The organism is Bacteroides intestinalis, from assembly GCF_003464595.1.
In the GTDB taxonomy this organism is placed as follows: domain Bacteria; phylum Bacteroidota; class Bacteroidia; order Bacteroidales; family Bacteroidaceae; genus Bacteroides; species Bacteroides intestinalis_A.
In genome coordinates this window covers 13,824-26,737 of the sequence record NZ_QRZF01000030.1, presented here as the reverse complement: position 1 = coordinate 26,737, position 12,914 = coordinate 13,824, and the positions used below count along the sequence as shown (strand labels likewise).

The following is a 12,914-nucleotide window of genomic DNA, read 5'->3' as shown; positions in this document are numbered from 1 at the left end:
CTTAAATATATAATGTTAGACAAAAACGCAAAAATCTACGTAGCAGGTCATCGTGGCCTGGTAGGTTCTGCAATCTGGAAGAACCTGCAAGATAAAGGATATACCAATCTTATTGGCAAAACCCACAAAGAAGTCGACTTGCTGGACGCCGTTGCCGTTCGTAGATTCTTTGATGAAGAACAACCTGAATATGTATTCCTTGCTGCCGCTTTCGTAGGCGGTATCATGGCAAACAGCATCTATCGTGCTGATTTCATCTACAAGAACCTGCAAATACAACAGAACGTCATCGGAGAAAGCTTCCGCCACAATGTAAAGAAACTCCTCTTCCTGGGCAGCACCTGCATCTATCCACGCGATGCCGAACAACCCATGAAAGAAGAAGTACTTCTGACCTCTCCCCTGGAATACACCAATGAACCCTATGCCATAGCTAAGATTGCCGGACTGAAAATGTGCGAAAGCTTCAACCTGCAATACGGTACGAATTATATTGCTGTAATGCCTACCAACCTCTATGGCCCAAACGATAATTTCGATCTGGAACGCAGTCATGTACTTCCTGCCATGATTCGCAAGATACACCTTGCCCACTGTTTGAAACAAGGTGATTGGGATGCCATACGCAAAGACCTGGATCTCCGTCCCGTAGAAGGCATTGACGGAACCGACAGCAAAGAGGATATTCTCACCATTCTTGCTAAATATGGTATCAGTGACAATGAAGTGAAACTTTGGGGTACCGGTACACCGCTTCGCGAATTCCTTTGGAGCGAAGAAATGGCAGATGCCAGTGTATTCGTCATGGAACATGTAGACTTCAAAGACACCTATAAACCAGGCGATAAGGACATTCGTAACTGCCACATCAATATAGGTACAGGTAAAGAAATCTCCATCCGCAACCTTGCCGAACTGATTGTTTCTACTGTAGGCTACAAAGGCCAACTGAGTTTCGATAGCAGCAAACCGGACGGCACCATGCGTAAGCTGACCGACCCTTCAAAACTACATTCTCTGGGTTGGCACCACAAAGTAGAAATAGAAGAAGGCGTACAACGCATCTATCATTGGTATTTAAAATCGTAAATATTTCAATAGCCCTGGCCATATTTTAATATGCCAGGGCTAAATTATATACATATCCCGCTTTTTTTAGCTAAAAATTTGCTTTCTTTTGATAAAGCCTTATATTTGCACAAATTTCAAATAAATGTGCAATATATAATATCATGGAACAAAGCTTTATCGCCTACATTGAGAATAGTATTAAAGAGAATTGGGACCTTGATGCCCTGACAGATTATAATGGCGCTACCCTACAATACAAAGATGTAGCCCGCAAAATAGAGAAAGTACATTTAATCTTCGAAGCAAGCGGTATTAAAAAAGGCGATAAGATAGCCATCTGTGGACGTAATAGTTCACACTGGGGAGTCACCTTCCTTGCCACACTTACCTACGGAGCGGTTGCAGTTCCTATCCTTCATGAGTTCAAAGCGGACAATGTACACAACATTGTCAATCACTCCGAAGCCAAATTACTCTTTGTGGGTGATCAGGTATGGGAAAACCTCAACGAATCTGCCATGACTATCCTGGAAGGCATCATTCTGATGACGGACTTCTCCATTCTCATCTCACGTACACAGAAACTGGATTACGCCCGTGAACATCTGAACGAACTGTTCGGCAAGAAATACCCCAAGAATTTCCGTAAAGAACACATTGAATATCATAAAGATCAGCCCGAAGAACTGGCAGTCATCAACTATACTTCCGGAACGACGAGTTATTCCAAGGGGGTAATGCTGCCCTACCGCAGCCTGTGGTCCAATACGGCATTCGCATTCGAAGTATTGCCATTGAAAGCCGGAGACAAGATTATCTCCATGTTGCCAATGGCACACATGTACGGGTTGGCATTCGAATTCCTGTACGAGTTCTCGGCAGGATGTCAGATCTACTTCCTAACCCGCATGCCAAGCCCCAAAATCATTTTCCAGGCATTCTCGGAAGTGAAGCCCCACCTTGTAGTGGCTGTACCGCTCATTATAGAAAAGATCATTAAGAAGAACGTGCTTCCAAAACTGGAAACACCCACCATGAAGCTATTGCTGAAAGTTCCCATCATCAATGACAAGATTAAAGCAACTGTACGCGAAGGAGTAGTCAGTGCTTTCGGCGGACGTTTCGCTGAAGTCATCGTAGGCGGTGCCGCTTTCAATCAGGAAGTAGAACAATTCCTGCACATGATAGAATTCCCCTACACGGTAGGTTATGGGATGACGGAATGTGGTCCGATCATCTGTTACGAAGACTGGTCACGCTTCAAACCGGGTTCCTGCGGTAAGGCAGTTCCGCGTATGGAAGTGAAGGTTCTTTCTTCCGATCCGGAAAATATACCGGGGGAAATCGTATGCCGCGGACCGAATGTTATGCTTGGATACTATAAAAATGAAGAAGCCACACGCGAAGCAATCGACGCTGACGGTTGGCTGCATACAGGCGACCTTGCACTGATGGACGCCGAAGGGAATATTACCATTAAAGGACGCAGCAAGAATATGTTGCTCGGTTCCAGTGGACAAAATATCTACCCCGAAGAAATAGAAGATAAGTTGAATAACATGCCGTACGTTGCCGAAAGTATTATCGTGCAGCAGAATGAAAAGCTTGTCGGACTGGTATATCCGGACTTCGACGATGCCTTTGCACACGGTCTGACTACCGCAGATATAGAACGGGTCATGGAAGAAAACCGTGCCACGCTAAACACCATGTTGCCTGCATACAGCCAGATATTCAAAATGAAAATCTATCCCGAAGAATTTGAGAAAACTCCAAAACGCTCCATTAAACGATTCTTATACCAGGAAGCGAAGGGATAAGATTGTAATTAACCGACTAACCTTTATTAAAGTATTATCTCAAATGAAAAGCGAATTATTAATATCGGCTGCTATGATTCCCATGTGGGGCATGGCAGGAGAAGCGATTGCAGCATCTCCGGAAAAAGGGGTGCCGAAAGAAAAGCAACGTCCGAACATTGTTTTGTTTCTGGTTGATGACATGGGATGGCAGGATACTTCTCTGCCCTTCTGGACTCAACGGACACACTACAACGATACTTACCACACACCGAACATGGAACGTCTGGCAACACAAGGCAAGATGTTCACACAAGCGTATGCCTGTAGTATCAGTTCCCCTACCCGTGTCAGCCTTTTCACAGGAATGAATGCAGCCCGTCATCGCGTAACCAGTTGGACATTACGTAAAAATACCACTCACGAACAACCCGACTCAGTGATGACCTATCCCGAATGGAATATAAACGGTATTTGCCAGGAACCGGGAATTGAACGTACTACCCAAGTGACTACGTTGGCACAGGTACTTAAAGATAACGGCTACCAGACCATACATTGCGGTAAAGCCCATTTCGGAGCAAATGATACACCCGGAGCCGATCCGCTGACAATGGGGTTCGAAGTGAATATAGCCGGACATGCAGCCGGATCACCTGCCAGTTATTACGGCAAAAATAATTTTGGGAATAAGCCGGATGGCAAAAGTCCGTTAGCTGCTGTTCCCGGATTGGAGCAATATCATGGCACGGATACTTTCCTCAGCGAAGCACTTACATTAGAGGCCATAAAAGCTTTGGATAAGGCACAGCAAAAGGATAAACCATTTTTCCTATACATGGCTCATTATGCCATCCATACTCCCATACAACCCGATTATCGTTTTTACCAGAAATATCTGGATAAAGGGCTTCCTCCTGTAGAAGCAGCTTATGCCACCCTCATCGAAGGCATGGACAAGAGCCTGGGAGACCTGATGGATTATCTGGAACGTAACCAGCTAACAGACAATACCGTAATCCTTTTCATGTCCGACAATGGCGGACTGGCCGCACATACCCGCGCCGGAGAACTCCATACTCAGAACTATCCGCTCAACAGTGGAAAAGGTTCCGCCTATGAAGGAGGTATCCGCGAGCCAATGATCGTAAGCTGGCCTGGTGTAGTGGCTCCGGACACGAAGTGCGGAGATTATCTTATGATTGAAGACTTTTATCCTACCATCCTCGAAATAGCAGGTATTCAAAAATATACCACCGTACAACAACGGGACGGCATCAGCTTCATGCCATTGCTGACGGGAAAAGGGAAGGTAAAAGACCGCGATATCTATTGGCACTATCCTCATAGCTGGGGACCTTCGGGACCGGGTATCGGAGCAACTTGCTCCATTCGTTCCGGTGACTGGAAACTCGTCTACTACTTTGCAGACGGTAAGCGTGAACTATTCAATGTCCCCGCTGATATCAGCGAGAAAAACGACGTGGCAATGGAAAACCCACGCATTGTAAAGAAATTAGCACAGAAATTAAGTAACTACCTTCGGTCGGTAGATGCACAGCGTCCTACGCTCCGTGCAACCGGTAACTTAGCGCCCTGGCCGGATGAAATTAAAGATTAAAATCAATGAGAAGATTATTTCCATCTATTATTGCATTACTGATGGTTGCAGGAACACTTTCTGCACAGACTACAGACAACAAATCGACTGAAACAACCAAGAAAAACAGAGAACCTGTCGGCATCAATCTCTCCCTGTGGAAGAATATGTCCACACAACAGACTGATACTGTAGGAAGTACTTGTTTCAACCTCGGTCTATTCTCTTCTATGAACCGTCTGAACGGCGTAGGTATCAACCTACTGGGCAGTGTGGTATACCGTGACATGAACGGTGTACAGGTTACAGGTCTTGCCAACCTGGTAGGAGGCAGCATGCGCGGTGTTCAGATAGCAGGTATCAGTAATGTGAACGGAGATAATCTCTGTGGTGTATCCTTGTCCGGTTTAGTCGGTATCACAGGAAATCATGCACAAGGTGTTATATTCTCTGGACTTACCAATATTGTAGGAGACAATGCCAGTGGTGTTCTCATTGGTGGCTTGCTGAACATTGCCGGAGAGAATTCTTCGGGAGCACATATTGCAGGATTAGCCAACATTTCAGGCGAAGATTTCATTGGTATCACTGCTTCCGGCTTGCTGAACATTGTAGGCGAAAATCTGCGAGGCGTACAAATCAGCGGTTTGGGCAACATCACAGGAGAAAACATGCAAGGTTTACAGATATCCGGTCTGGGTAATGTGGTAGGTGAACACTTCACAGGAGCACAAGTTGCCCCTTTCAATTTTGCCGGAAAAGGAAAAGGTGTACAGATTGGATTAGTCAACTATTATAAGAATAGTTTCGACGGTTTCCAGTTAGGTCTGGTCAATGCCAATCCGGATACTAAAGTGCAGTTAATGCTTTTCGGAGGCAATGCTACAAAACTGAATGTAGGTGCTCGTTTCAAGAACAATCTGTTCTATACCATCTTAGGCGGTGGTACGCATTATCTGGATTTCAGCGATAAGTTTTCGGCCTCTCTCTTCTATCGCGCAGGTCTTGAGCTCCCCCTATACAAGCAATTATTTATCAGCGGTGACTTGGGCTTCCAGCACATCGAAAACTTCAAGAACAAAGACTATGGCTTCCCTGCACGCCTTTACGCTCTCCAGGCACGTGTCAACCTGGAATATCGTTTAAACGACCGTTTAGGCGTATTCGTCACAGGTGGTTACGGTGGCAGCCGCTACTATAACAAAGGGGTCACTTACGATAAAGGAGTGATTGTGGAAGGAGGAGTGGTGTTGTTTAAATACTAAAATCACTTTTCCTTTATAAGTCCCGTCCTATACGCCACCAGCAACTTCTTCAAGTCTTGTATCTGTGTCACCAGTATTTTTCCTTGATCCGTATCTTTCACCATCATACGTTGTGAATTGAACTCTACGACAAAGATATTAGACTTGATGTCCTGACCTTCTTCTATAGCCTTCTGACGGCTTTGGAACGGTTCATGTTGTACCAACTGCAAGCCATGTGAATGATATACCAACGTATATCCGGCAATGCCTGTTTCCGGTTGATATGCCTTGGAGAACCCGCCATCAATCACCAACAACTTACCATCTGCTTTTATCGGTTTTTCACCCTTGATGATCTTCACAGGTACATGACCATTAATGATGTGTGAATGAGGTCCCGTGACTTCGAACTCTGCAAGGATGCGTTCACAAATATCAGCACGATTACGTAGAGTATAGTAATATCCTTTCGTCTCTTTAGCTAATTCTTTTTCTCCAATGAAATAGCGTTCAAAAGTCGCCATCTTATCTTTGTCAAACGATGGAGCATCCGGACCACACCACATATACCACACATAATCCAGTGCAAAACTCTTCTCCTCCGTACCGTCTTCATCGAAGTAAGCCGTACGGATCAACTGGTCTGTCTTGCACAATAGTTTCCTGCCCCAATACTCCTTCTTTCCAATACGGACATGTTTGAAACTACCATCCTCATTCAAAGGCATGGAAGCATGGTACAGCAAATTACTGTTACAAACCAGATACATTCCTCCATATGTAAACAAGCAACGCATATGTTTCTTCAACTTCTCACTATTCATGAACGAAGCATGGATTTTATCTATCAACTCCCGTTCCTCATCAGACAGACGGTATGGATCAGCCGGATCTATGGTCGGGAAGTTTGTATCGCGCAATGGATATTCTTTTCCTTCATATACAAAGACACCTCTCTCAAAATCAACCTTATCCAGTAACTTCCGGTTCTGCATACCGAACTCCGGACGACGGTCTATAATCTCTGCTTCCAGCTTGAACTGTATCACCGTAATCGCCTTATGCATCTGCGTAATCAGCCGTAAAGTCTTCTCATTGTAGTTGCTGTCCACAAAGTTCATCTTCGGAGCGAAGATTGTACAGGGATCATCCGCATACGTATCCATGGCAAACGTGGCAAGTGGCAACAGGTTAATGCCATATCCGTCCTCCAGTGTAGCCAGGTTGGCATAACGCATCGACATACGGATCACATTGGCAATACAGGCATCATTACCGGAAGCTGCTCCCATCCACAGAATATCATGATTTCCCCATTGAATATCAAAATTGTGATAATCACAAAGCGTATCCATAATGATGTGTGCTCCCGGACCACGGTCGTAAATATCACCTACAATATGCAGAGAGTCAATCGTTAACCTCTGAATGAGATTACACATTGCAATGATGAAATCATCCGAACGCTTGGTGGAAATGATAGTGCTGATAATTACATTAATATAGGCATGTTTGTTTGGCTCTACGCTCGATTCATGCAGCAATTCCTGAATAATGTACGAGAATTCAGCCGGAAGTGCCTTACGCACTTTAGAGCGTGTATATTTAGAAGAAACATTCTGGCATACCTTCACCAATTGATTCAGTGTAATCAGATACCAGTCATCCAGATCGGCTTCCTGCTCTTTGATCAACTGCAACTTTTCTTCGGGATAATAAATCAGAGTACATATTTCTTTCTTTTCACTCTCACGCAAAGTATGCCCGAAGATTTCATTCACTTTCCGCTTCACCGCTCCCGAAGCATTCTTCAACACATGTTGAAAAGCTTCATATTCACCATGAATATCGGTCAGGAAATGCTCTGTCCCTTTCGGGAGGTTCAGAATAGCTTCCAGGTTAATAATTTCTGTACTGGCATCCGCAATCGTCGGAAAACTGCGTGACAGCAACTGCAAATAACGCAAGTCGCTCATGATGCTTTCAGGGGTAATATTACTCATGATATCTAATTAGAATTTACAAATTACAAATTATATATGGGCTTGTGTCTTCATTTCAAACCTCAACTCTATGTTTCCAATCCTCAACTCTACGTTCCCAATCCTCAACTCTCCACTCTCAACTTAAGAAGAACATCAGCAGCACTTGGGCGATAATCACACGCAGGAACATGCACAAGGGATAAACCGTAGCATAAGAAACTGAAGGATTATCACCGGGAATGGTATCATTAACATAATTCAAAGCCATTGGATTCGCCATACTTCCGCACAGCATTCCGGCTACCGAACCGAAATCGACCTTCATCCAACGGAAAGCAATGACTCCCATTATCAACACAGGAACCACGGTTAGTGCACAGCCGATAGCTATCCACAACAACCCTTCCGGACGGAATACCGTATCAAAGAAATGAGCTCCCGCATCCAGTCCCAGACAGGCCAGATAGAGTGACAAGCCCAAGGCACGTAGCATCAGGTTTGCGCTACGGGTTGTATAAGTCACCATATGCATGCGTGGTCCGAAAGTACCGATAAGAATACCTACGATTATCGGTCCACCCGCCAGACCCAGCTTTACAGGAGTGCTGACACCGGGTATGGCAATAGGTATCGCTCCTAAGGCAAGACCAAGGACAATACCCACGAATACAGCCACCAGATTAGGTTCCTTCAAGCTCTTCACTGCATTTCCCAACACCTTTTCTACATTCTGTATAGCAGCGGCCTCACCCACTACCGTCAACCGGTCGCCCAATTGCAAGGTAAGTTCCGCCGTAGCCAGCAGCAGCACCCCGCTACGATAGACGCGACTGATATTGATACCATAATGATTACGTAAATGGAGTGAACCGAGTTTCTTTCCATTCAGTTCCGGACGTGTCACCACGATACGCTGGGAGATCAACTGGCTATCAATGGCATTCCAGTCAATATCTTCCTTGTTCCAGTCCGTGTTTTCTTGCTCACCGAACAATACAGTCAAGGCAGGAACATTTCTTTCTGAAGTGATAACAAGCAAGCGGTCGCCTTCTTTAATCACTTTTTCAGAAGTGGGGATGCTGACATTCCCATCCCGCCACAAACGGGAGATCACAAACTTAGGATAACTCAACTGAGCTATATCCTTCACACTCATATTAAAGATTGCCGGATTGTGCACCTGGAATGCAACAATATAGGGTTTATTCACATCGTCTTTCTCCTTGACTTCTAAATCAGCCTTACGTACCAGCGCCTTACGTATCATCAGAATACCGAGAATAACTCCCACTACTCCTATCGGATATGCCACCGCACACCCCAGAGCCGGAGTATTCGCTTCGATTCCCATCTGTTTCAGCGTTTGCTGTGCAGCACCCAGAGCCGGTGTGTTCGTTGTTGCTCCGCAAAGGATACCTACCATATCCGGCAGAGAGACTCCCAACCCATAACTTCCCAGCAGTGTCATCAGCGTACCGATCAACACCACGCCTACTGCCAGCATATTCAATTGTACACCGCCTGTGCGGAACGAACTGAAGAAGCCCGGACCGACCTGCAGTCCCAGTGCATATACGAATATCACCAGACCGAAGCTTTCCGCATAGTTCAGCATCTGCGGGTCTATGGACAATCCGAAATGCCCGGCAAGGATACCTGCAAAGAATACGAACGTCACTCCCAACGATATACCGCAGATATGTATCTTTCCCAGTCCCAAACCAATAGCAGAGATCAGCGAGAGTACCACAACCGCCTGCAGGGCGGAGTGTTCAATGAATAAACTGTATAACCAATCCAATGTTTTTACGTTTTATTGATTTCAGTCCGCAAAGATAGGAAGTATTTCCCGGAGAAAGGAAATAATAACACACAAAAAAAGCGGCTGTATACGTTAAACAGCACGCTTGTTAGGTGAAGAGGAAAAGAACTTCTACAATAATAAGATTCTTTTTTTCATAATGCTTCCTATCTGCGTCTTCAGCAGCCGTGCATTGATAGGTTTTGGCATATAGCCATCAAAGCCGCTTTCCATTACCCGTTGTTCATCCGAAGCATAGGCAAAAGCTGTGATAGCAATAATCGGAACCCTTGCCGAATATTTCCGTATCTCCTTTGTGGCCTCATAGCCGTCCATTACCGGCATATTAATGTCCATCAAGATCATTTGCGGCTCGTATGTTTTAAACATCTCTACCGCCTCCCGTCCATCCCAGGCATGAATCAGTTTATAGTCATTTTTCAGAACTGACATAAACAGCTTGTAGTTGCTATCATTATCTTCTGCAATCAATATGGTCAACTTATCTTTTTCTACAACAATAGGCTGATACTGAGGTTCCGGAGTTTCTTCCACTGTCATAGCCTCTTCATACGGAAGCGTAAACCAGAAAGTTGAGCCATGCCCTTCTTCCGATTCCACTCCTATATGCCCGCCCATATGTTCAACCAGTGTATGGCAAATAGACAATCCCAACCCCGTTCCTTGGGCGAAGCTATTCAGCTTCACGAAACGTCCGAAGATATTTTCCTGCTTGTCCTTTGGAATACCGATTCCTGTATCTGAAACGTAGCAATAGAGTTCTTTTCCATGAAGCTCATAGCCAAAGCGAATACTCCCTTCCATTGTAAACTTGATAGCATTGGTCACCAAATTAATAAATAGCTGCGAAATTCGGTTTTTCTCTGTACGGACATGGCATACCTCCATTGGCGAAACGAATTCCAACTGCACAGCATCCGTTTTTATCCTTAATTGCAATGTATCCCTCAAATCCTTCAGCAGATGGTTCAATTCAATGTTGGAGTACGTAAATTCGAGCGCTCCTGCTTCTATCTTCGACAAATCCAGGATATCACTGATTAATTGCAACAATAAAGTATTGTTATTCTCAATGATATTTACATATTCCTGTTTTTCTTGTTCTTCTTCCGTAGATGCCAGGATACCCGAAAACCCGACGATGGCATTCAACGGCGTACGTATTTCATGGCTCATATTGGCCAGGAAAGCTGATTTTAGCCGGTTCGACTCTTCAGCCCGGTCTTTTGCCGTAATCAGTTCCAGCTCCATCTTCTTGCGATTGGTAATGATAAGCGACGACCCTACCAACGCCAACGGCTTTCCGTTTTCATCACGTTTTTCAACGGCTGCCTGTGCTTCCACCCATTCTATCTTATGTATATGGTTCTCAATACTCACTACCCTGTATTCTTCTTTCACTTTCTCCGAACGCCCTTCCAATAAGTCCTGATAAGCCTGTCTCACCCTTTCACGATCTTCTTTAAATATTTTCTGAAAGTATTGATCGTCAGGCACAGCCAGTTGTTCCTCAGTCACATCCCCTCCTTCCATACTTAGCTCAATCGGGCGATTGATATCGCAAAGGATGGTTTTATTAGTCAGGTCCCACTTCCATGGCACAATACTGGCTACATCCAGCGCCATCGCAAGTTTATTATTAGTAGAGCTCAGTTTCTGCTGTGCCTTGTGCAGTTCGGTGCTGTCAAGGCAGAACACGTCTATCACGTCATCAGCATTGGTTCTACTCAACACTACATCATAAAAGGTGTCTATCCTCTTGGAATAATACGGAAACGTAATGGTTTTATTTTCACTCAACGCTACCTGTATGAAAGGCAAGAATTCAAACAACGACTCCGGGAAAACCTCACTCGCTTTTCTGTCAATAACTTTTTCTTTAGGAAGGAAATACTTCTCGAATGTAGTATTTACATTCCGGTAGATCAGGTCGACAACCGCCCCGGCTTCATTCCTCACCACCTCTTCCTGCATGTAAATGATGGGCATACAGCCAATCAGGTTCTTATACTTAGCCATCGTTTCTATCTCTTTCTGCTGCAACCTCTTATACCGATCGAACATATACATGCGGTACAGAAAGAAAGCGGTAATAAAGATAAAGATAAGTATCCAGACTACATATTTATATTGCTCCCAAAAAGTAGGCGGTTTGTTTATAAACAGAGTATCAGCAGGACATAGCGACAAAGGCATATCCTTTTGAAGCATCACCTTGTAATTAAACACAGGCTCCCCGTCCGAAGGCAAATAAAAAGGAATATCACGCGCTTGTTTACCATTAATTATTGCTTTCAATGTTTGTGTCAGTACCTCCTTAAAGTGATCGCCATCATAACTATATCCTCCCAACATACCGGCTTCATCATCCATTGCATCCATTTTCAGGGCAAACAAAGGAGCGGAAGTCGTAGCAATAATCCGATAAGAGTTTGTCACTAAGGACGTGTTCCCTTCTTCCATTGTAGGCTTAAAGAACCAGGAACCGAAAAGTACCCCTGTTGTTTTCGGATCGATAGAGTTCAGCGAGTCAAGCAACTGGTTTACAGACATATCCTTAGGTGAGAAAAACTGATATTCTACTTGCGGATAGTTCTTCGCCAGTACTTCCTGTATTTCAGCATCATTCTCCTGATTAACATACCGCTGATCACCAATGAATATAAACTTTTTCATTCCCGGTATCATCCTGAACATCATTTTCACATTTTTCGGAACAAACAAATCGGCATACAGAAAGGTCATATTATTAGCCTGAGCCAGACTTGCAATCGAAATACGATCGGCAACCGGAATGACTTGCTTTTTAAGGTAAGCCTCTTTGGGTCCTGTATAATCTCTCTCAGCACAAAGTACAATGGGAATATCCCCCCAGTTGGCTCTGAAATCATCGAGCATCATTAATGGTGAGTTTCCCAACAGCAGCAATATACGTGGAGGATGGGCACTATATTTCGCAAATATCCCCTTACTGAGTTTTTCCAAAGCAACACTGTCTTTCACATCCAGCATATTCATATGTTCGGCATAAATAGAGAGATTAGAAGATTCTCTCACGTAATCGGTGGCTTGTGAAAGCCAATAATTGCTCCAGGCGGAGCCCTCCGTATATGTATTGATAACTAAGATATAATCTCGGTTCTTCTCTCTATCTGTTTGTGCCACTGTAAACACTACAGGTAACAAACAAACAATAAATAACAATCGTAGTTTTGTAACGATTCCATTGCAAAATTTTGCACCAAGCATGACAACCATACTCTTTCCTATTAAGATACGTGAATTACTTTGTTGATATGCGCTGCAAAAATATTAATAAAAATCAGATAAAATCAAATCAAGTCAAAATTTTTATTGCAAAACGTATTTTCCTGAACAAAACTGTTGCCC

Annotated in this window: 7 protein-coding genes; 4 read left to right on the top strand and 3 right to left on the bottom strand. The window is 44.2% G+C overall.

Annotated elements, in window-relative coordinates:
* The first annotated feature begins 12 nt into the window (after nt 1-12).
* From DWW10_RS24155 to DWW10_RS24140, 4 genes are all read left to right on the top strand, one after another.
* Nucleotides 13-1,089, top strand: coding sequence for a GDP-L-fucose synthase family protein (locus tag DWW10_RS24155; RefSeq protein WP_022392150.1), 1,077 nt, complete (start codon nt 13-15; stop codon nt 1,087-1,089).
* A 143-nt stretch (nt 1,090-1,232) separates the two neighbouring features.
* The gene (locus DWW10_RS24150) at nt 1,233-2,891 is read left to right on the top strand and encodes an AMP-binding protein (protein ID WP_022392149.1); all 1,659 of its coding nucleotides are present in this window, start codon (nt 1,233-1,235) and stop codon (nt 2,889-2,891) included.
* A gap of 43 nt (nt 2,892-2,934) precedes the next feature.
* Nucleotides 2,935-4,491, top strand: coding sequence for a sulfatase (locus tag DWW10_RS24145; RefSeq protein WP_022392148.1), 1,557 nt, complete (start codon nt 2,935-2,937; stop codon nt 4,489-4,491).
* Between the two features lie 5 nt (nt 4,492-4,496).
* Nucleotides 4,497-5,735 carry an LA_2272 family surface repeat-containing protein gene (locus DWW10_RS24140; protein ID WP_022392147.1) on the top strand — a complete coding sequence of 413 codons (1,239 nt, stop codon included), beginning with the start codon at nt 4,497-4,499 and terminating at the stop codon, nt 5,733-5,735.
* 2 nt (nt 5,736-5,737) lie between these two features.
* Here the strand turns inward: DWW10_RS24140 and DWW10_RS24135 are convergent, their stop codons facing one another.
* From DWW10_RS24135 to DWW10_RS24125, 3 genes are all read right to left on the bottom strand, one after another.
* Nucleotides 5,738-7,720 (bottom strand): fructose-bisphosphatase class III, encoded by a 1,983-nt coding sequence (locus DWW10_RS24135; protein WP_022392146.1) that lies wholly within the window; start codon nt 7,718-7,720, stop codon nt 5,738-5,740.
* A gap of 118 nt (nt 7,721-7,838) precedes the next feature.
* Nucleotides 7,839-9,503, bottom strand: a complete 1,665-nt coding sequence (locus DWW10_RS24130) for a putative transporter (RefSeq protein WP_022392145.1) — start codon at nt 9,501-9,503, stop codon at nt 7,839-7,841.
* Between the two features lie 132 nt (nt 9,504-9,635).
* Complete coding sequence (locus DWW10_RS24125; protein ID WP_022392144.1) at nt 9,636-12,782, bottom strand: ATP-binding protein; 3,147 nt, start codon at nt 12,780-12,782, stop codon at nt 9,636-9,638.
* Between the last annotated feature and the right edge of the window lie 132 nt (nt 12,783-12,914).